Below are 18,859 nucleotides of genomic sequence, written 5' to 3' on the forward strand. Positions count from 1 at the left end.
TCTAGGCCTTCGCGTACGTGATCTCGACGCGGCGGTTCTGCGCGCGTCCTTCTGGGTTGTCTTCGCCGCCGGCGGTGTTCTCGGCGACCGGCTGCGTGTCGCCGTAGCCGGTCGCCGTGATCTGCAGGTCGGGGCGTTCGGCGCGGATGACCGCGGCCACGGCATCGGCGCGTTGCTGGGAGAGTGTCAGGTTCGACGCCGGGTCGCCGACGCCGTCGGTGTGGCCACCGATCGTGACGGCGGCCCCCTGAGGGGCGTCCTTGACTGCCTCGGCGATCGCGACGCCAGCGGTGTCAGGCACGGCTGCGCTGTTGAAGTCGAACAGGATGTCGCTCTTCAGCGTCACCACGGTGTTCGGCCCCTCATCGACTTCCTTGGAGAGCTCGTCGACGCTGCCGTCGAGCGACCACTGCGTGACCGAGCCCTCCGGGTTCCACCGGGTGACGGACGCGTCGAGCATCTCCTGCGTCGGCTCCGGCAGGTCGTCTGGCGAGTCGACGGTCAGCGGATGCGCGCCGCCGAAGGCGAGCACCGTCGCGAGAGTCAGCGCGCCGATCGCGCCGACGGCGCTCACGAGATCACCGGGATGTCGGTGAAGCGCGGGTAGGCGTCGGAGATCGTCACGTCGAAGCTCGTCGCGCCGTCCTCCGGCGCCGCGAGGACCGCCCACGCCTTGAACGTCTCGCCGTCACCAGCCTCCGTGGCCAGCGGGTCGCTCGCCCACTCCGCGCCACCCTTCTCGAGCGTCCTGTACTCCTTCAGGTTGGCCTTGTCGACGAGCCGAGGCCGGAAGTTGTGGAGGTCGAGGAAGTGGAAGAGGTCCAGCTTGTCGGCGTTGCCGCTCGTGTCGGTGAGATGCGGGGTGACGAACATCGTGAGCGTCTGTACCTGGCCGTCGACGCGCAGCGCCTCGATCTCGACCGTCGCCGTTCCGCGGTCGCCCGGCAGCGTCACCTCCTGCGTGGCGACGATGTCGCCCTTCTCCATCGACTCGACGCCGGGCGTCCCGGTCGCGCCTGGCCCGCTGCCGCCCTGCGTGGCCTGGGCCTGCCCCGAGCCCCCGTGAGTCCCACCCTCGGAGCCTCCTGGCGCGGTGCATCCGGCGAGGGTGAGTGCCGACGTGAGCGTGGCCGCGACGACGAAGCCACGCATCGCAACTCTCGGCTTCCTCGTGCCGCTCGGCCGTATCTGTATGCGTGACAAGACGGAACCCCCATGAACTTGGTGCAGCGGCGTCCTTCCCCCGAACGCCGTCATCGGCACCCTAGAACGAGCCACCGACACTGGAAAGGGCAGAACTCCCCGGCGGTCTGCGCGCAGGCGGCCTCATGCCAGTGTCGGTGCCGCCCCGTAGACTGGCGGCCGTGTCTGTGAACCCTGAACTTGCCGGCCGCCGGTACGAGCTCCCCGAGCCGTACCTCGTGGGCCGAGAGCACATCCGCTCGTTCGCGAAGGCCGTGCTGGCCTCGCACCCGACGCACTTCGACGTGGCCGCCGCGCAGGCCGCTGGCTACGCCGACCTCGTCGCGCCCGCCACGTTCCCCGCCGTGCTGCAGGACGCGGGGCTGCAGCTGCTGCTCTCCGACCCTGAAGCCCAGATCGAGCTCTCGCACATCGTGCACGGCGACGAGCGCTTCACGTACGCGCGCCCCATCGTCGCCGGCGACGAGCTGCGCGCCGCCCTCGAGGTGAAGAGCGTCAAGTCGCTCGGCGGCAACTCGATGATCACCGCCGAGACGGTGCTGACGGACGCCGCGGGCGAGACGGTCGTCACGGCTTCCGCCACGCTCGTCGTCCGCGCCACCCCCAACGAGAGCGAGTAGCCGCATGACTGATTCGACTGCCATCGCGAAGCTCCCTCGCCCCGATTTCACGGAGTTCGAGGTGGGCACGGTCATCGCGGAGCGCACGGTGACGCTCACGCGGGACAACCTCGTCCGCTACGCCGGCGCATCCGGCGACTTCAACCCCATCCACTACCGCGACGACATCGCCGAAGAAGTCGGTCTCCCCGGGGTGCTCGCGCACGGGATGCTCACCATGGGCGTCGCGCTGCAGCCGGTCGTCGACGCGCTCGGCGACCCTGGCCGCGTCGTCGACTACCAGGTGCGGTTCACGCGCCCCGTCGTCGTCGACCCGCAGGACGGCGCCGAGGTGTCCATCGTCGCGAAAATCGGTCAGCTCGCAGGTGAAGACGGCATCGGCCGCATCGATCTCGTCGTCTCCTTCGGCGGACAGACGGTGCTCGCCAAGTCGCAGGTGCGCGCCAACCTCCAGGGTGAGGTGCCCGCGGGGCTCCCTGAGGAGATCGTCGCGTGACGAGGCTCTCCGAGCTGACGACCACGCAAGTGGGCGGTGAGGCGACGAACCTCGTCGCCGCCGCGACCCGTGACGAGCTGGTCGACGCTGCCGGGAAGCTCTTCGCGAACTACGAGCAGCCGCTTGTCCTGGGCGGCGGGTCCAACACGATCGCGACCGATGACCGCATCGACGAACCTGTCCTCCACGTCGTCACGCGGGGCATCCACCAGCTCGACGGTCCCGTCGACAAGGTCGGTCAGGCGCGCATACGTGTCGATGCGGGGGAGTCGTGGACGGCGCTCGTCGACTACGCCGTCGCCCGCAACTGGAGTGGCATCGAGGCCCTCGCCGGCATCCCCGGCTCGGTTGGCGCGACGCCCGTGCAGAACATCGGGGCGTACGGCCAGGAGCTCTCCGACGTGCTCGCGCGCGTCGAGTTCTACGACGCCGACCTCGACACCGTGCGCTGGATCAACGCCGCCGACCTGAGCCTCGGCTACCGCACGTCCGCCATCAAACGCGGTGAGCTGCGGGGCGTGGTCACCCGCGTCGAGCTCGACCTCGTCGAGATGCCGGAAGGCCAGAGCGAACCCGTGCGCTACGACCAGCTCGCCCGCGCCCTGGGTGTGCCCCTCGGTGAGCGGATGCCCGTGCACGTCGTGCGCGATGCCGTCGTCCGACTGCGGGCGTCGAAGGGCATGGTGCTGGATGCGCACGACCAGGACTCCGTCTCGTCTGGCTCGTTCTTCATGAACCCCATCGTGCGTTCGTCGTTCGCGAGTGAGCTGCCGGAGATGCCGAAGTTCGACGCGGGCAAGGACGAGGACGGCGCGCCGCTCGTGAAGCTCAGCGCCGCCTGGCTCATCGACCACGCAGGCGTGAAGAAGGGGTTCTCGCTGCCGGGCTCGAACGCGGCGATCTCGTCGAAGCACACCCTTGCGATCACCAACCGAGGGGGAGCGACGGCGGAGCAGATCGTGGAGCTCGCACGCTACGTGCGCGCCCGCGTCGAAGCCGAGTACGGCGTGCGGCTCGTCAACGAGCCCGTCCTCGTCGGCCTCGAGCTCTAGAGCCCGCAAGACCCCGTGAGGCGGAAGCCCCGAAGCGCTGTCAGCGCTTCGGGGCTTTTCCTAGTGGTGCCGAAATCGTTCCCCTCGGACGCGATTCAGTGGTGCATGCACTGTGCGCACCAGGCGCGGAGCGCAACCTGCTCGCGTTGGGCCCGCGCCGCGTTGTTGCGACGGCGGCGATGCTGCTCAGCGTGGTTCAGCTCGGGGTCCTGACGTCGCGCGGTGCGCAGGAGCAGCCACAGAGCGACTCGCAGCTCCAGGCGCTGGAGCAGCGAGGACGTCGTCGTGGTGGTGGGTGCGAAGGTGACGAGCACGGTGCTCGGCGTTGGGGTCTGGACGGTGGTCATGACGTGGTGCATGAGAGGCGTTTCTCTTGAAGAAGACGTGCGAAGAAGGGGCTCGCGAAGGAGCGGCGCTGCGCGGGCATGGCACGGCGATGGTGCTTGCCGGGGCGGCATGGGGAGGCTTCGGCTCCTGTGCCGAGGCGCATCCGGGCTGAGCGGGGACAGAGTCCACCCGCGACGCGGAGCTTAGGAGATGTGGGCGCCCAGCAGACGGGTCACCGGCGGCTGCTTGCTGAACGTGATCATGCGCATCATCGGGACTCCTCTCTGGCTAGGCGTGTTCTGCGACCCTACCGATACCGCGGTTGCCCGTCAATCGTGTCTCGGGTGAGGGACCCAACCCGAATGAGAGGTGGACCTCAGCACGACCGAAACGGGTCCCCTTCGTGTCGGGCTCAGTCGAGCATGACGGAGGCGCGCGGCTCCTCGCCGTCGAAGCTGACCGAGACGGTCAGCGGCGCGCCCGTGATCTCTGCCGGCAGGTCGATCTCGCTCGTGTGCGGCGCATAATCCGCCGTGCACACCTGGTCGGCGTAGGCGGTGGTGTCCGCGTACTGCAGGTCGAGCGTCCGCGCGTCCACCACGTTGACTTCGGTGAGGATCGCAGGGCACCCCGAGCTTCCCCACGTGGTCACAGAGATCGAGCTGCCCTCGTCGAGCCACAGCACGAGCGGCCCCTCCATGTCTCCGGCGCCCACGTCGCCGCTGTGCTCGGGAGGCAGGCCGCCGTAGCTGTCGGTCGCGACGCTCGTCGGCATGGACGCGTCCGCGCATCCACTCAGGGCGAGCGCCGCCGCAATCACGGGGACGGTGAGCAGGGCCCGACGCGCAGACTTCATGACCCCGACTCTAGGACTGGCGCCTGGCATGCTCCGGCGTCTCACCTCGCCGGAGCAAGCCGAGGTCGAGGCCGCGCGTCACGGCGCGCACTCGCGAGTTGACGTTCAGCTTGACGAAGACCTTGCCGAGATGGGTCTTCACGGTCGCCTCCCCGATGTGGAGGCGAACCGCGATCTCGGGGTTCGAGAGTCCGTCGGCGACGAGCTGCAGCACCTGCAGTTCACGCTCGCTCAGCGCGGGCGCGGCGTCGGCCGAACCGGCGGGCGGATGCGCGGTACCAGGACCGCCGGACGCTGCGACAGCAGCCGCCCGGGTCTGCGCGGCCAGCTTCGCGGTCACGGAGGGCGCCAGGGCCAGCTCGCCGGCAGCAACGCGACGCACGGCTTCGACGAGTTCCGCCCCGCTCGCGGTCTTGAGGAGGTAGCCGCTTGCGCCGGCCTCGATGGCGCCGATGATCGCATCATCGCTGTCGTACGTCGTGACGACGAGCACACGAGTGCTCGGGAGGGCCGCCAGGATCTGTCGTGTCGCCGAGACGCCGTCCGTGACCGGCATCCGGAGGTCCATGACGACGACCGCCGGTGTCGTCGCGAGCGCCCGGGTCACCGCCGCGGCGCCGTCTGCCGCCTCGGCCACGACCTCGATGTCGGCTTCGTCCTCGAAGATGCCGACCAGGCCCGCGCGGACGATGGGGTGGTCATCGGCGACCAGGATGCGGATCACGCGCGGTCACCTGCCCTCGCCGGGATCGTCACGGTCACGATCGTGCCACGGCCCGGTTCGCTGGAGATTGACACGAGGCCGCCAATGGCCGCTGCGCGGTCGCGGAGGCTGGCGAGACCGAAGCCGGCGGGCTCGGCGTCGAGCGCGAATCCGCGGCCGTCGTCCTCGATCTGCAGGCGGACGCTGGTGCCCAGCGGGGTCACGGACAGGTGCACGTTCGAGGCGTGCGCGTGCCGTCTCGAATTCGAGAGCGCTTCCTGGGCGCACCGGAGGAGGACCACCTCGCTCTCGCGGTCGAGAGCGCCGGGTGAGACCTCGATCTGCGCCTCAGCCAGCACCCCCGTCTCCCGCCGGAACCGCTCGACGAGGCGCGCGACAGCATCAGGAAAGGTGGCGACGGCGGCGTCGGCCGACCGCACCGGCGCGTTCTCGGCGATGAGCACTCGGGCCTCTGCCAGGGCATCGCGGGCAAGCGACGCGATGAGGTCGGCGCGCTCCTCCTGGGCGAGGAGCGCCGCCTGCGCCGCCTCACCGGCAGCCCCCTCATCGTCGCGCAGGCGGGAGATGTCCTTCGCGCTCCTGTCGGCGAGCATGGCGAGCCCCGCGAGGGTCTGAGCGAGCGTGTCGTGCAGGTCGCGGGAGATGCGCTCGCGCTCAACGGATGCGCCACTCTGCCGCGACAGCTCCTGAACGTGACCCTGAGCGGCGGTGAGCTGCTCGAGCAGTTCCCGCCGCTCGTCCGCCACCCGCCAGGCGTAGCTGATCGAGAGTCCGATACCGCAGGTCGCCGCGACGCTGAAGAGCTGGCCGGGGAGGATGTCCGGGATCTCCTCGACACCGTTGTAGAGCGCCGACGCGGCGCCGATGCCGAACGCGATGGCGATCGAGACGAGGATGCTGCGCCGCGCGCTCACGCACACGAGCCAGACAAGCGGGTAGATGAGGGTCTGCACGAACCCGGTCCAGGGCACGAGCACCATCGCCACCGTCACGAGGAGCGTCATGAGCACGATGAGCGCCGCGCCCCGGCGTCGGTCCCCGAAGGACTTCACTCCGAAGACCAGCCACACCACGGGGATGAGGAGCAGTGCCCCCGTTGCGATGAGGCCTTCCGCGCGCTCGGCGGCAGTCCGGGCCGTGACCGCGACGAAGCCGGCGACCACCGCGTTCGCGAGCGCCGTGCCCACGATCAGCAGGTGCCACCAGCGGCCGTTGCGAACCAGGAAATCCATCACGTGCTCATCCTCTCGCGACCCACCGACAACGACGCCCACCTGCGCTCGCACCTAGTTGCGGCCGCGGCTCCACCGGAACGTCAGCAGGCTCGCGACGAGACCGATGACCGTCCAGACGCCGAGTGTGATCGCCGCGTTGCCGAGGCCCCACGTGCCGCCGACCTCCGCCGCCGCGAATGCGTCAGGAAGGAACACGCTGCGCATGCCCCGAACGAGACCGGCGAGGGGGAAGAGGTTCGAGACCTGCTGCATCCACTCGGGCAGGACCGAGAACTGCACGTAGATGCCCGAGAGGAACTGAGGAACGAGCACCAGTGGCAGCACGATCGCTGATGCCGACCTGGCAGACCGCGGGACCGCGGAGATCGCGATGCCCAGGGCGGCGAAGCAGAAGATGCCCAGGATCGACAGCCACGCGAACCGCATCCACAGCTCGCCCGAGTCCGGCAGCGTGATGTCGAACGCGATGACCGCCAGGGCCATGAGCAGGGCGAGCTGCACCGTGCAGGTGAGGAGGACGAGCCCGATCTTCCCGATGAAGAACGAGACGGGGCTGAGCGGGGTCGCGCCGAGGCGCGCGAGTCCGCCCTCATGCTTCTCGGTGGCGATGTCGATGCCGAGGAACTGCATGCCCGAGAGGAGGATCGCCATCGCGAGCATGCCCGTCAGGTAGTACTGCGACATCGTCACGTCGGCGAACCTCGGGTCGTCGACGACCGTCTCACCGCTGAAGATCGATGCGAATAGCGCGAACATGACCAGAGGGAACAGGAAGACGAAGAACACCTGATCGGTCTGGCGGAAGTACCCCCGCAGCTCGAAGGAGATGCGCCGCAGCCCGTTGCCGATCGTCGTCTTGGGCTTGGACGGGCGGCCTGCCGCGCGCAGCCCGGACGTCGGGGCGTCCTGCGTGCTGTCGCCAGCGGTGCCGAGTGCTGAGATCTGAGTCATTTCGTGCCTCCGAGGAGTGCGGGAGTGAGTGCTGCGGGGGTGTCGGCTGCCGGTTGCGCCGGATGCGCCGGGCTGGCGGCCGGATGCTCGCCGATGATCTCGAGGTAGACGTCCTCGAGCGAGGGCCGGGTGACGGTGAGGCCGGCGGGCTCCGGGCCGAGCCTGTCCGCGAGCGCGGCTACGAGCTGGGCGGGCGCATCCGTCTTCTGCTCTCGCCATCGGCCGTCGGCTTCCTGCCAGCGCACCCGCGGAGTGCGGGACGCAGGCCCACCGATCGTCGTGATGTCGCCGATCTCCACGAGCTTCCCCGCCGCGATGATCCCGGCTCGGTCGCTGAGGTGCTCCGCTTCGTCGAGGTAGTGCGTCGTGAGCACCATCGTCATGCCCTCGCCCTTCAGCTGCTGGATGAGCCCCCAGAACTCGCGGCGGGCGTTGGGGTCGAAGCCCGTGGTCGGCTCATCGAGGAACAGCACCTCCGGATTGCCGATGATGCCGAGCGCGACATCGACACGGCGCTTCTGGCCGCCGGAGAGGCGACCGACGCGCTGCGTCGCGAACGGCGCGATCCCGCAGCGCTCGATGGTCTCGGCGACATCGCGAGGCTGTCGGTAGAGGCTCGCGAAGTGACGCAGCACCTCACGCGCCGAGTAGCGCTCGATGTCGGCGCTCGACTGGCTGACGACGCCTATGCGGCCGCGCCATCCAGCGTCCCCGTCTGCCGGGTCATGGCCGAGCACACGCGCACTGCCGGACGTCGCCGTGCGGAAGCCCTCGAGGATCTCGATGGTGGTGCTCTTGCCGGCCCCGTTCGGACCGAGCAGGGCGAAGGTCTCGCCGTGGCGGACCTCGAAGGAGAGGCCGTCGACGACGTCGCGGTCTCCGTAGCGCTTGACGAGGTCGGTGACCTCTATGGCTGGCTGTGTGCTCATGCTCCTATCCAACGGTGAGCCTGCCCGCAGCGGCAGGGCCCGACCGGCTGATTCGCCTCCACCGATCGGTGGAGGCGCGGGCCCGCCAACTTCGGTGACCGAACCCACGACGGCGCCCGCGCATACTGGAGGTATGGCCTCGACCGACCTCGACGAGCTTCGCCGCCTCCGACGCGCGCGCGACTTCATCGACCGCGAGTACGCGCGGCCGCTCGACGTTCCGGCCATGGCGAAGGCGGCGCACATGTCGACGGCCCACTTCAGCCGCCGTTTCCGGGAGGCCTACGGCGAGACCCCGTATGCGCACCTCATGACGAGGCGCATCGAGCGGGCGAAGGCGCTGCTGCGCCGAGGCGATGTGAGCGTGACGGATGCGTGCACTGCAGTCGGCGCGACGAGCCTCGGTTCGTTCAGCAGTCGCTTCACGGAGATCGTGGGGGAGTCACCGAGCGCCTACCGGGCGCGCGATCACCGCGAGAGCGTCGTCATCCCGAGCTGCACCTCGCAGATCTGGGGTCGGCCGAGGCGCGTCCATGAGCGCGCCGAGAAGGGCGGGAGACTGGCTGCCGTACCGGTCGTCGAGGCTTCGAGCAGTTTCCGAGAAGTGAATGTCGGTGGCCGGTCCTAGCATCGGGACCATGACACTCTCACTCAGCCATGTGCACGTGTTCGCCGATGACCCGGATGCGGCGCTCGCGTTCTATCGAGACGCCCTCGGCCTCGAGGTGCGCAGCGAGGTTCCGAACGAGGGCTTCCGCTGGATCACCCTGTCGACGCAGGAGCAGCCCGAGCTCGAGATCGTGCTCTCCCATCCCAAGGCGGGTCGCTCCGAGCAAGACGGCGAGATGCTCTCCGCGATGCTCGCGAAGGGCGAGCTGCCCGGACTCCTCTTCCGCACGAGTGACCTCGACGCGCTCTTCGAGAAGGTGCAGGCGGCGGGCGGGGTCGAGGTGCTGCAGGAGCCGACCGACCAGTTCTGGGGCGTGCGCGACGCCGCATTCCGCGACCCCTCGGGCAACCTCGTGCGGGTCAGCCAGGCCTAGCGGGAACGCCTAGCACGGTCTCGCGGTGACAGGCTGTCGATTGCTCGGCTGTCTCCCCGGTTCGAGGCAGAAGATCGCGCCATGACTACAGTCGCTGACACGATCGTCGATATCCTCCACGATGCCGGAGTCGAGCGGGTCTACGGGCTTCCCGGTGACTCGCTCAACGGATTCACCGACGCCATCCGCCGGAACGGGCGCGTCGCCTGGTCGCATGTGCGGCACGAGGAAGCCGCGGCCTTCGCGGCTTCGGCAGACGCCGCGCTGACCGGGGACCTGGCCGTCTGCGCTGGCAGCTGCGGGCCGGGCAACCTGCATCTCATCAACGGCCTCTACGACGCGAACCGCAGCCGCGTGCCCGTGCTCGCGATCGCCGCCCACATCCCTTCCGCCGAGATCGGCAGCGGCTACTTCCAGGAGACGCACCCGCAGGAGCTCTTCCGCGAGAGCAGCGTCTACTGCGAGATGGTCAGCGTGCCCGAGCAGCTGCCACGGGTGCTCGAGATCGCCATGCGCGCCGCTGTCGAGAAGCAGGGCGTGGCCGTGGTCGTGATCCCGGGGGAGATCTTCCTGAAGGAGAGCGCCGGGCGGCGCAAGTCCGCACCGATCCTCCCCACCAGGTCAGTGGTGCGCCCGACGGACGAGGACCTCGCGAGGGCCGCGGACATCCTCAACTCGGCAAGGAAGGTCACCATTCTCGGCGGCGCCGGCACGCAGGGATCGCACGCGCAGCTGCTGGCAGCGGCCGAGGCGCTGCAAGCCCCGATCGTCCACGCGCTCCGCGGCAAGGAGTTCATCGAGTACGACAACCCCTATGACGTCGGCATGACGGGGCTCCTCGGCTTCTCGTCCGGCTACCGCGCCATCGAGGACTGCGACGCGCTCCTCATGCTCGGCACCGACTTCCCCTACCAGCAGTTCTTCCCATCGAAGGCGAAGATCATCCAGGTCGACATCCGCGGCGAGCAGCTCGGCAAGCGCACGCCGCTCGACCTGGGACTGGTCGGCGACGTCGGGGACACCCTCGACGCGCTGCTCCCGCTCCTCGCGGGAAACAAGAGCAGCAAGCACCTCGAGTCGTCCGTCAAGCACTACCGCAAGGCGCGCAAGGAACTCGACTCGCTCGCCGACAACGACCACGGGCGCACGCCCATCCACCCGCAGTACGTGGCCCGACTCGTCAGCGAGCTCGCGACGCAAGACGCCGTGTTCATCCCGGATGTTGGCTCACCCGTCGTCTGGGCCGCCCGCTACCTCGAGATGAACGGGCAGCGGAGGCTCATCGGCTCGTTCAGCCACGGCACGATGGCCAACGCCGTGCCGCAGGCCATCGGTGCGCAGTCGGCGTTCCCCGATCGCCAGGTGGTGGCGCTCGCGGGTGACGGCGGACTCGCGATGCTCCTCGGTGAGCTGCTCACGCTCAGGCAGAGCAAGCTCCCCGTGAAGATCGTCGTCTTCAACAACTCCTCCCTCAATTTCGTCGAGGTCGAGATGAAGGCCGCCGGCTTCGTCAACTACGGCACCGACCTCGAGAACCCGAACTTCGCAGACGTCGCGAAGGCGGTCGGCATCCACGGGCAGCGGGTCGAGAACCCGAACGACCTCGAGGGTGCCCTCCGGGAGGCGTTCGCGCACGACGGACCGGCGCTCATCGATGTGGTGACGGCGAGGCAGGAGCTGTCGATTCCCCCGACCATCTCAGCGGAGCAGGTCAAGGGATTCACGCTGTACGCCCTGCGCACCGTCCTGTCCGGGCGCGGTGACGAGCTCGTCGACCTCGCAGACACGAACCTGCTTCGCCGCATTTTCGACTGAGCCGCAGCTCTCTCGGTGAGTACCGCCCGCGCCAAGGCGACTGCCTGACGCGGGCGGTACTCTCGCAGGCATGACGCAACCGCCCATCACACCACCGCCGGGCCAGAACGGCGGTCAGGACCGACGCCGGGATCGGCCGCGCGGAGGTGGACCCGTGCCACCCGCGCAGGGTGCCGGTCAGCAGACCCCGTGGGGCGTGCCGTCGGCTGGCGTGCCGCAGGGGCACCCTCGAGTGCCTGGACAGTTCTCCGCACCACCGCGCGCTGCCGGACCGGGGCAAGGGCAGTTCCCCGCGCCGGGCCAGGCGCCCCCGCCGGGCCAGGCGCCCGCGCCGGGCCAGTACCCCGCGCCGGGCCAGTACCCCGCGAACGGGCAGCACCCCGCGAACGCCTCCTTCCCTGGGCCGGGCAATCTCCCGTCGCAGGCTCCGATGTCACGTCCTGTGCAGGGCCCGGGGCAGCCGGGTGCCGGTTTCCCAGGGCAGCCCCCGTTCGTGCAGGGTCCTCCCGCGAATCTTCCCGCCGGTGTCCCGCCGCCCCGGTTCGCGCCGCAGCAGCAGACTGCCGCGCAGCCGAGGCGCCGCGAGCTGGGGGAGGACCCGGAACTGCAGAAGCAGCGCAAGCGTCCGGTCGGTCTCCTCGTCGGCATCGGCATCAGCGGTGTCGCGATCGTCGCCCTCGTGGTCGGCCTCTTCATGGCGTTCACCTCGCCGAACGACCCCACCATCCCCGTCGGGGGCGCTGACCCGCAGGCTCCGACGTCAACGCCCGTCCCGACGAGCACGCTCATGCCCGCCGCGCCCCAGGACGCGGTCGCCGGGTACATCCCGATCACGACGGACGTCGTGTTCCCGAACGGCATCACGGTCGTGAACCCACCTGTCGGCGGCTGGGAGCAGGACGTCTCCGAGCGCCAGCCCAACCTGTACATCCTGAGCGACCCGCAGTCCGGCGCGTACTTCTCGGTGGCGCAGGAGAACCTGCACAAGAGCGAGTACCGCGACGAGGACATGACGCGGTCGGAGTTGAACTCGGCCTCGCTGCAGTTCACGGCGAAGCCCGAGCCGATCGGTGATCCCGTGCCGCTGGTGCTCAAGGGGCAGGGCGGGTACGAGCTGGAGCTGCTCGCGCAGCGCCTGCGCTGGTCGGACGGGTCCGAGGGGATGATGGCGACCCGCTACATGCCGTCGACCGGCACGAAGATCACCATCTTGGCGAATGCGTGGGGCGGCGAGCTCGACGACCCCAACTCGCGTATCTCGCAGAAGGTCGCCGAGATCAGCTTCACGACGCCGTAGTCGCGCCTGCTCGCGGGCCCTGCGCGCCCGCGGACCGAGAACCGAGAACCGCGAGAAGAGGCCAGTTCCGCCCCGTCCTGAGCGTCAGGATGAGGTGAAACTGGCCTCTTCAGCGAAGCGTATGCGCGGCGAGCGGATGCGTGCCGAGCCAGCCCGTGCCGAGCCGCCGCGTGCCTAGAGCTCGACGCCGGCGAAGAGCTTCTGCAGGCGCTGCACGCCTTCCAGCAGCGCGTCGTCGCCGAGCGCGTAGCTGAGCCGCAGGTAGCCGGACGGCCCGAACGCCTCACCAGGCACGACGGCGACCTCGGCGACGTCGAGGATGAGGTCGGCGAGGTCCAGCGACGAGGTGATCTGTCGCCCCTCGATCTCCGTGCCGATGAGCTGCTGCACGTCGGCGTAGACGTAGAAGGCGCCCTCGGGCGTCGGGACGCGGAAGCCGTTGACCTTGCTGAGCTCTTCGACCATCGTCTTGCGGCGGCGGTCGAAGGCGAGGCGCATCTCCTCGACGGGCTCGGTCGGCCCCGTCAGGGCTGCGATGGCCGCGCGCTGGGCGATGTTGTTGACGTTGCTCGACAGGTGCGACTGCAGGTTGCCCGCGCCCTTGATGGCGTCGGCGGGGCCGACCATCCAACCGACGCGCCAGCCGGTCATCGCGAACGACTTGGCGACGCCGTTGACGAGGATGGTGCGGTCGGCGACAGCAGGGGCCGCTTCGACGATGGAGACGGCTCGGACGCCGTCGTAGGTGAGGTTCTGGTAGATCTCGTCGGCGATGACCCAGATGCTGTGCTCGGCAGCCCATTCGCCGATGGCCCGCGTCTCCTCTTCGGAGTAGACGGCACCGGTCGGGTTGGACGGCGAGACGAACAGCATCGCCTTCGTGGCGGGCGTGCGCGCGGCCTCGAGCTGGTCGACGGTGACCTTGTACTCCTGGTCGGCTCCGGCGAAGACGGGAACGGTCGTGCCGCCAGCGAGCTGGATGACCTCGGGGTAGGTGGTCCAGTAGGGGGCGGGGAGGAGGACCTCGTCGCCGGCGCCGACGACCGTGTTGATGGCCTGGTAGACGGCCTGCTTGCCACCGTTCGTGACGATGACCTGCGAGGCGGGGACATCCCAGCCGGAGTCGCGCTTGGTCTTCTCGGCGATGGCCTCGCGGAGCTCCGGCAGGCCGGCTGCGGGCGTGTAGCGGTGGTTCTTGGGGTCGCTGACGGCGACGAGCGCAGCCTCGACGACGTGCTGCGGCGTGGGGAAGTCGGGCTCGCCCGCTGCATAGCTGATGACGGGTCGGCCGGCGGCCTTGAGGCCCTTGGCCTTCGCGTCGACCTTGAGGGTGGCGGATTCGGCGATCGCGGCGATGCGAGGAGAGAGACGTGAGTCGGAAACCATGGCCTTGAGTCTAGGTCCGGAGGCACGTCGCCGTCCGCGAGTTGCACCCGCGTTGGACTTCCGGCGCGCACCTGTCGTATGCTTTCCTGGTTGCCGAAAGCGACATACTGAACCGCGCCTGAAACCGTTCCCTATGGAGCGGCTGCGGACGGTATCAGGGTGAACGGATGCACGCATCCGGTGTTCACGCAAAGGGCGGTGGCTCAATTGGTAGAGCAGCGGTCTCCAAAACCGCAGGTTGCAGGTTCGAGTCCTGTCCGCCCTGCATTTCGGTGCTGAACGCACCCACTACGGGGCCCACCATCGAAGGTCTCAACCATCGAAAGGGAGAGCGCGTGAGTCCAAGCAAGTCCGACGAAGCGACCGACGTCGCCGAGTCAAAGCGAGGCTCCGAGCCCAAGCGCGGCCTTGTCGGCCGCATCGCTCTCTTCTTCCGCCAGGTCATGGGCGAGCTCAAGAAGGTCGTCACACCGACCCGCGCCGAGCTCTTCAAGTTCACGGGTGTCGTGCTCGTCTTCGTCATCTTCATGATGTTGCTCGTCACGGTGCTCGACCTGCTCTTCGGGTGGGGCGCATCGTGGGTGTTCGGTCAGGGCAGCTCGCTCTTCCCGAGTGAGCCGGCGGCGACGCCCGTTCCGACGGAATAGTCGCACCGCTCCGGCTCCCGAGCCTCCACCGAAAAGGGCGAGCAGCCCCGCACCACACAATCGAGATGAGGAATCGTGTCAGACCCGAACGTCGCCGACCCGAACGGTCTTTACGAGACCGCGCTGGAGCAGGACTCCGAAGTCGCAGAGGCCCAGGAGGGTGACCGCGACATCGACGCAGAGTTCGAAGAGGCCCACGAGATCGAAGAGTCCGACGAAGTCGTGACCGAGGAAGACCTCGACGACGGAGAAGGCGCCGATGTCGTCGACCCAGAGGTCGACGCGATCGTCAACGATGTCCTCGAGATCGACACGAGCGAGGAAGAGGCGGCTGCGGCCGCCGCGACCGAAGATGAAGAGGTCGAGGCTCGCGAGGAAGACCCTGACGTCGACCCGTACGAGACCTTCAAGCGCGAACTGCGCCTCAAGCCAGGCAAGTGGTACGTCATCCACACCTACGCCGGCTTCGAGCGTCGCGTCAAGCAGAACCTGCACCAGCGCACCGAGTCCATGAACATGAGCGACTTCATCTACCAGGTGGAAGTTCCCATGGAAGACGTGGTCGAGATCAAGAACGGCCAGCGCAAGATGGTCACGCGCGTCCGCATCCCCGGCTACGTGCTCGTGCGCCTCATGCTAAACGAGGACAGCTGGTCCGTCGTGCGCCACACCCCGGGTGTCACCGGCTTCGTGGGCAACGCCCACAACCCGACCCCGTTGCGCTTCAACGAGGCATTTGAGATGCTGAAGAGTCTTGTCGAGATCGCAGAAGCACCCGCGAAGGCGAACGCTTCAGGTCAGGGTGGCGTGCAGAAGCGCCAGCCGATCGCAGAGATCGACTTCGAGATCGGCGAGACAATCACGATCAAGGAGGGCTCCTTCGAGGGGCTCACCGGCTCGATCAGCGAGATCAAGCCGGAGAGCGGCAAGCTCACCGTGCTCGTGTCGCTCTTCGAGCGCGAGACCCCCGTCGAGCTCAGCTTCGACCAGGTCACCAAGCTCTAGCACTCGCTCCACCAAGCGACTGCCCCTAAACCACCGGAGTCCGGAACCGCCGGGCCACCGGGAGAGCACCGCGCGTCTGCGCGGAGTTCGAATCGAAAGAAGGAAAAGACATGGCACCCAAGAAGAAGGTCTCGGGTCTGATCAAGCTTCAGATCCAGGCTGGCGCCGCTAACCCGGCTCCTCCTATCGGCCCCGCGCTCGGTCAGCACGGCGTCAACATCATGGAGTTCTGCAAGGCCTACAACGCGGCTACCGAGTCGCAGCGTGGCAACGTGATCCCCGTTGAGATCACCGTGTACGAAGACCGTTCGTTCACCTTCATCCTGAAGACCCCTCCTGCTGCCGAGCTGATCAAGAAGGCTGCCGGCGTCAAGAAGGGCTCCCCGACGCCTCACACGGCCAAGGTCGGCAAGCTCACCGCCGCCCAGGTCCGCGAGATCGCGGAGGCGAAGCAGTCCGACCTGAACGCGAACGACCTCGACATGGCGTCGCGCATCATCGCCGGCACGGCTCGCTCCATGGGAATCACGGTCGAGGGCTAAGGCCTTCCCGCTCCCAACACCACACGTCGCGCCTCGGGCGCGGCATTGAACATCGCGGGAGAGCCGGCCAGGCTCGCAACCGCAACTCTTGAAGGAGAACAACATGGCTAAGTCCAAGGCATACCGTGCCGCGGCAGAGAAGATCGGCGAGGACAAGTTCTACGGTCTCGCCGAGGCCGTCGAGCTCGCACGCGAGACCGGCTCGTCCAAGTTCAACAGCACCGTCGAGGTCGCTCTTCGCCTGGGTGTAGACCCGCGCAAGGCTGACCAGATGGTTCGTGGCACCGTCAGCCTGCCCAACGGCACCGGCAAGACGGCCAAGGTCATCGTCTTCGCGACGGGTGACAAGGCTGAGGCGGCTATCGCTGCTGGCGCCGACGAGGTCGGCGGCGACGAGCTCATCGCTCGCGTTGCAGACGGCTGGACCGACTTCGACTCCGCAGTCGCCACCCCTGACCTCATGGGCAAGGTCGGACGCCTCGGAAAGGTCCTCGGACCCCGTGGCCTCATGCCGAACCCGAAGACCGGAACGGTCACGACCGACCCGGCGAAGGCTGTCACCGAGATCAAGGGCGGAAAGATCGAGTTCCGCGTCGACAAGCACTCCAACGTGCACTTCATCGTCGGCAAGTCGGCGTTCACGTCGGAGCAGCTCGGAGAGAACCTCCGCGCAGCCCTCGACGAGGTCGTCCGCCTCAAGCCGTCGAGCTCGAAGGGTCGCTACATCCAGAAGGCTGTCGTCTCGACGACCTTCGGCCCCGGCATCCCGCTGGACGTCAACGCGATCTAGTCTGTCGCGAGCTGCAGAGCTCAGGCGGATGCGCGCATCCGCCAGCACGAACGGCCCAGTCCTCGGACTGGGCCGTTCGTGCGTTCCCGGCGAGCGCATCCGCCGGGCCTCGCCGCCCCGACTACGCGGGTGTGTGCACGCGCGTCGAGACGCTGTCGCGTGCTGCGCTGAGGATCGCGGTGACGGTTGCCGACAGCACCGACCGGTCTCGGCCGGCGACCCAATGCGTGCCCGAGGGGTCCCGGTACTCGAGGAGCGTCAGCGCTTCACTGCTGCTGCCCAACCCGAGTGCTGTCTGGTGGAGCGAGAGGATGTCGACGGTGACACCCGCGCTTGCGAGCAGCTTCGTGACGGCCTCTGCTGGACCGATGCCGTCGAAGGTTCTGCTGTGCTCGGTGCCGTCGATGCCAACGTGGATGCTCGTGCGTGAGGTCTCCGCGCGGGTCTCGACGCTGAGCTGGAGCAGTTCGACGTCCGGAGACGAGCCGCGCAGGTAGCTGCGCTCGAAGAGCTCGAGCAGCTGTGCGGCCCCCACTTCTTGCCCGTTCGCGTCGGTGTGCTCCTGAACGCGTCGAGCGAAGTCGATCTGGAGGCGCCGGGGGAGTTCGATGCCGTAGTCGGTTTCGAGCAGGTAGGCGATACCGCCCTTGCCCGACTGCGAGTTGACGCGGATGACGGCGTCGTAGCTGCGGCCGATGTCCGCCGGGTCGATGGGCAGGTAGGGGACCCGCCACTCGACATCACGTTCCGGGCGCCCCTCGTGCGCGGCGCGGGAGCGCTGCTCGGCGAACCCCTTCCTGATGGCGTCCTGATGCGTGCCGCTGAAGGCGGTGTGGACGAGGTCTCCCACGTAGGGGTGCCTCGCGTGGATCTCGAGGCGGTTGCTGTCTTCGACGGTGCGGCGTATCTCGTCGATGTCGGAGAAGTCGATCATGGGGTCGATGCCCTGCGCGTGCAGGTTCAGGGCGAGGACTGCGATGTCGACGTTGCCCGTGCGCTCGCCGTTGCCGAAGATGCACCCTTCCACGCGCTGCGCGCCCGCGAGCACCGCCAGTTCTGCGCAGGCGACTCCCGTCCCTCGATCGTTGTGGGGATGCACGGAGAGGATCACGGAGTCGCGTCGCGCCAGGTGCTTGTGCATGTATTCGATCTGGTCCGCGTAGATGTTCGGGGTCGCGATCTCGACGGTGGCGGGGAGGTTCAGGATGACCGGCCGCTCGGGGGTCGCCATCCAGAGTTCCGTGACGGCGTTGCAGATGTCGAGGACGTACTCGGGTTCAGTGAGGTTGAACACCTCCGGTGAGAACTCGAATCGCACGTTCGGCAGGTGGCCGGCGAGCTCGAGGACGTCGCTCGCACCAGCGAGGATCAGCTCCCTGAGCTGCTGCTTGCTCTTCCCGAGGACCACGTCGCGCCAGGCGGGAGCTGTCGCCGTGTAGAGGTGGATGACAACCGGGTTCCTGATCCCCTGGATGGCGGCGACTGTTCGTTCGATCAGGTCACGGCGCGCGGGCGTGAACACGACGATCGTGACGTCCTCTGGTGCGAGTTCGGTGGTCGCGATGAGGCGCACGAAGTCGTAGTCGGTCTGGGAGGCGGAGGGGTAGCCGACTTCGATCTCCTTGTATCCCATGCGGATCATGAGCTCGAAGAACCGGCGCTTTCGGTCGGGATCCATGGGCTCCGAGAGCGCTTGGTTTCCGTCTCGCAGGTCGACGGGAACCCAGAGGGGCGCGGTCGTGAGTCGATTCGCGGGCCAGTCCCGTTCGGTGAGCGGCACGTCCACTCGGGAGTGCACGTCGAGGTAGCGGTGGGAGGGCATCTGCGAGTGCCGCTGGCGGTTCCAGTGCGGTGCCTGGTCTGGAACGGGGCCGGCGGGTGTGGAGATTCTGGATTCGGTGCTGTGCATGTTCTTGTCCTTGGTGGTCGCGTGGGGGGTGA

Annotated in this window: 21 protein-coding genes and 1 tRNA gene; 12 read left to right on the top strand and 10 right to left on the bottom strand. The window is 68.2% G+C overall.

Features of this window, described 5'->3' with window-relative positions; translation table 11 throughout:
* Position 1: 1 nt before the first annotated feature.
* Positions 2–574 (bottom strand): OmpA family protein, encoded by a 573-nt coding sequence (locus tag HDC34_RS16535; RefSeq protein ID WP_179557846.1) that lies wholly within the window; start codon positions 572–574, stop codon positions 2–4.
* Complete coding sequence (locus HDC34_RS16540) at positions 571–1,152, bottom strand: hypothetical protein (protein ID WP_179557847.1); 582 nt, start codon at positions 1,150–1,152, stop codon at positions 571–573. Before HDC34_RS16540 ends, HDC34_RS16535 begins: the two co-directional genes overlap by 4 nt.
* A gap of 218 nt (positions 1,153–1,370) precedes the next feature.
* Here HDC34_RS16540 and HDC34_RS16545 point away from each other — a divergent pair, with 218 nt between their 5' ends.
* Genes HDC34_RS16545 through HDC34_RS16555 form a run of 3 tightly spaced genes read left to right on the top strand, consistent with a single transcriptional unit; the run spans position 1,371 to position 3,371 of the window.
* On the top strand, positions 1,371–1,823 hold the full coding sequence (locus HDC34_RS16545) for a MaoC family dehydratase N-terminal domain-containing protein (protein WP_374100763.1): 453 nt from the start codon (positions 1,371–1,373) through the stop codon (positions 1,821–1,823).
* A gap of 4 nt (positions 1,824–1,827) precedes the next feature.
* A complete protein-coding gene (locus HDC34_RS16550; protein WP_104312913.1) occupies positions 1,828–2,319 on the top strand; it encodes a MaoC family dehydratase in 492 nt (163 codons plus the stop codon).
* Positions 2,316–3,371, top strand: coding sequence for a UDP-N-acetylmuramate dehydrogenase (locus tag HDC34_RS16555; RefSeq protein ID WP_179557848.1), 1,056 nt, complete (start codon positions 2,316–2,318; stop codon positions 3,369–3,371). The genes HDC34_RS16550 and HDC34_RS16555 overlap by 4 nt, the downstream gene beginning before the upstream one ends.
* Before the next feature lie 95 nt (positions 3,372–3,466).
* On the opposite strand, the gene HDC34_RS16560 is transcribed toward HDC34_RS16555, so the two are convergent.
* From HDC34_RS16560 to HDC34_RS16585, 6 genes are all read right to left on the bottom strand, one after another.
* Positions 3,467–3,718, bottom strand: coding sequence for a hypothetical protein (locus HDC34_RS16560; protein WP_179557849.1), 252 nt, complete (start codon positions 3,716–3,718; stop codon positions 3,467–3,469).
* Positions 3,719–4,110: 392 nt separating this feature from the next.
* Positions 4,111–4,554: a hypothetical protein gene (locus tag HDC34_RS16565; protein ID WP_179557850.1), complete on the bottom strand. Its 444-nt coding sequence runs from the start codon at positions 4,552–4,554 to the stop codon at positions 4,111–4,113.
* 10 nt (positions 4,555–4,564) lie between these two features.
* Positions 4,565–5,278 carry a response regulator transcription factor gene (locus tag HDC34_RS16570; RefSeq protein ID WP_179557851.1) on the bottom strand — a complete coding sequence of 238 codons (714 nt, stop codon included), beginning with the start codon at positions 5,276–5,278 and terminating at the stop codon, positions 4,565–4,567.
* Complete coding sequence (locus HDC34_RS16575; RefSeq protein WP_257023398.1) at positions 5,275–6,510, bottom strand: sensor histidine kinase; 1,236 nt, start codon at positions 6,508–6,510, stop codon at positions 5,275–5,277. The genes HDC34_RS16570 and HDC34_RS16575 overlap by 4 nt, the downstream gene beginning before the upstream one ends.
* 54 nt (positions 6,511–6,564) lie before the next feature.
* Entirely contained in the window at positions 6,565–7,464 is a 900-nt protein-coding gene (locus HDC34_RS16580; RefSeq protein ID WP_179557853.1) for an ABC transporter permease, read from the bottom strand.
* The gene (locus HDC34_RS16585; RefSeq protein WP_179557854.1) at positions 7,461–8,393 is read right to left on the bottom strand and encodes an ABC transporter ATP-binding protein; all 933 of its coding nucleotides are present in this window, start codon (positions 8,391–8,393) and stop codon (positions 7,461–7,463) included. Before HDC34_RS16585 ends, HDC34_RS16580 begins: the two co-directional genes overlap by 4 nt.
* A gap of 133 nt (positions 8,394–8,526) precedes the next feature.
* On the opposite strand from HDC34_RS16585, the gene HDC34_RS16590 reads away from it, so the two are divergent.
* From HDC34_RS16590 to HDC34_RS16605, 4 genes are all read left to right on the top strand, one after another.
* Complete coding sequence (locus HDC34_RS16590) at positions 8,527–9,021, top strand: helix-turn-helix domain-containing protein (RefSeq protein WP_179557855.1); 495 nt, start codon at positions 8,527–8,529, stop codon at positions 9,019–9,021.
* 10 nt (positions 9,022–9,031) lie between these two features.
* Positions 9,032–9,436 carry a VOC family protein gene (locus HDC34_RS16595; RefSeq protein WP_179557856.1) on the top strand — a complete coding sequence of 135 codons (405 nt, stop codon included), beginning with the start codon at positions 9,032–9,034 and terminating at the stop codon, positions 9,434–9,436.
* Between the two features lie 81 nt (positions 9,437–9,517).
* Positions 9,518–11,251, top strand: coding sequence for a ubiquinone-dependent pyruvate dehydrogenase (gene poxB, locus HDC34_RS16600; protein ID WP_104312903.1), 1,734 nt, complete (start codon positions 9,518–9,520; stop codon positions 11,249–11,251).
* A 70-nt stretch (positions 11,252–11,321) separates the two neighbouring features.
* Complete coding sequence (locus tag HDC34_RS16605; protein ID WP_179557857.1) at positions 11,322–12,548, top strand: hypothetical protein; 1,227 nt, start codon at positions 11,322–11,324, stop codon at positions 12,546–12,548.
* Positions 12,549–12,722: 174 nt separating this feature from the next.
* Here the strand turns inward: HDC34_RS16605 and HDC34_RS16610 are convergent, their stop codons facing one another.
* Positions 12,723–13,934, bottom strand: a complete 1,212-nt coding sequence (locus tag HDC34_RS16610) for a pyridoxal phosphate-dependent aminotransferase (protein WP_179557858.1) — start codon at positions 13,932–13,934, stop codon at positions 12,723–12,725.
* A 192-nt stretch (positions 13,935–14,126) separates the two neighbouring features.
* Here HDC34_RS16610 and HDC34_RS16615 point away from each other — a divergent pair.
* The 5 genes from HDC34_RS16615 to rplA all read left to right on the top strand — a co-directional run bounded on the left by HDC34_RS16615 (position 14,127) and on the right by rplA (position 16,918).
* A tRNA-Trp gene (locus HDC34_RS16615) sits at positions 14,127–14,199 on the top strand.
* Between the two features lie 70 nt (positions 14,200–14,269).
* Positions 14,270–14,581, top strand: coding sequence for a preprotein translocase subunit SecE (gene secE / locus HDC34_RS17985; protein ID WP_104252138.1), 312 nt, complete (start codon positions 14,270–14,272; stop codon positions 14,579–14,581).
* 75 nt (positions 14,582–14,656) lie between these two features.
* Positions 14,657–15,586 carry a transcription termination/antitermination protein NusG gene (gene nusG / locus HDC34_RS16625; protein ID WP_104312899.1) on the top strand — a complete coding sequence of 310 codons (930 nt, stop codon included), beginning with the start codon at positions 14,657–14,659 and terminating at the stop codon, positions 15,584–15,586.
* A 110-nt stretch (positions 15,587–15,696) separates the two neighbouring features.
* The gene (rplK, locus tag HDC34_RS16630; protein ID WP_104252140.1) at positions 15,697–16,128 is read left to right on the top strand and encodes a 50S ribosomal protein L11; all 432 of its coding nucleotides are present in this window, start codon (positions 15,697–15,699) and stop codon (positions 16,126–16,128) included.
* Positions 16,129–16,231: 103 nt separating this feature from the next.
* A complete protein-coding gene (rplA, locus tag HDC34_RS16635; protein ID WP_068482355.1) occupies positions 16,232–16,918 on the top strand; it encodes a 50S ribosomal protein L1 in 687 nt (228 codons plus the stop codon).
* A 121-nt stretch (positions 16,919–17,039) separates the two neighbouring features.
* Here rplA and HDC34_RS16640 read toward each other — a convergent pair whose 3' ends face one another.
* Positions 17,040–18,740 (bottom strand): 2-isopropylmalate synthase, encoded by a 1,701-nt coding sequence (locus HDC34_RS16640; protein WP_306455537.1) that lies wholly within the window; start codon positions 18,738–18,740, stop codon positions 17,040–17,042.
* Between the last annotated feature and the right edge of the window lie 119 nt (positions 18,741–18,859).

Source organism: Pseudoclavibacter sp. JAI123 (assembly GCF_013409665.1).
Taxonomy (GTDB): Bacteria; Actinomycetota; Actinomycetes; order Actinomycetales; family Microbacteriaceae; genus Pseudoclavibacter.

Coding starts and splice junctions, on each gene's coding strand:
- rplK (WP_104252140.1), top strand. CDS start 15,697: ATGGCACCCAAGAAGAAGGTCTCGGGTCTGATCAAGCTTCAGATCCAG.
- HDC34_RS16580 (WP_179557853.1), bottom strand. CDS start 7,464: ATGACTCAGATCTCAGCACTCGGCACCGCTGGCGACAGCACGCAGGAC.
- HDC34_RS16565 (WP_179557850.1), bottom strand. CDS start 4,554: ATGAAGTCTGCGCGTCGGGCCCTGCTCACCGTCCCCGTGATTGCGGCG.
- HDC34_RS16560 (WP_179557849.1), bottom strand. CDS start 3,718: ATGACCACCGTCCAGACCCCAACGCCGAGCACCGTGCTCGTCACCTTC.
- HDC34_RS16595 (WP_179557856.1), top strand. CDS start 9,032: ATGACACTCTCACTCAGCCATGTGCACGTGTTCGCCGATGACCCGGAT.
- HDC34_RS16640 (WP_306455537.1), bottom strand. CDS start 18,740: ATGCCCTCCCACCGCTACCTCGACGTGCACTCCCGAGTGGACGTGCCG.
- HDC34_RS16540 (WP_179557847.1), bottom strand. CDS start 1,152: ATGCGTGGCTTCGTCGTCGCGGCCACGCTCACGTCGGCACTCACCCTC.
- rplA (WP_068482355.1), top strand. CDS start 16,232: ATGGCTAAGTCCAAGGCATACCGTGCCGCGGCAGAGAAGATCGGCGAG.
- HDC34_RS16610 (WP_179557858.1), bottom strand. CDS start 13,934: ATGGTTTCCGACTCACGTCTCTCTCCTCGCATCGCCGCGATCGCCGAA.
- HDC34_RS16590 (WP_179557855.1), top strand. CDS start 8,527: ATGGCCTCGACCGACCTCGACGAGCTTCGCCGCCTCCGACGCGCGCGC.
- HDC34_RS16585 (WP_179557854.1), bottom strand. CDS start 8,393: ATGAGCACACAGCCAGCCATAGAGGTCACCGACCTCGTCAAGCGCTAC.
- HDC34_RS16605 (WP_179557857.1), top strand. CDS start 11,322: ATGACGCAACCGCCCATCACACCACCGCCGGGCCAGAACGGCGGTCAG.
- HDC34_RS16575 (WP_257023398.1), bottom strand. CDS start 6,510: ATGGATTTCCTGGTTCGCAACGGCCGCTGGTGGCACCTGCTGATCGTG.
- HDC34_RS16550 (WP_104312913.1), top strand. CDS start 1,828: ATGACTGATTCGACTGCCATCGCGAAGCTCCCTCGCCCCGATTTCACG.
- poxB (WP_104312903.1), top strand. CDS start 9,518: ATGACTACAGTCGCTGACACGATCGTCGATATCCTCCACGATGCCGGA.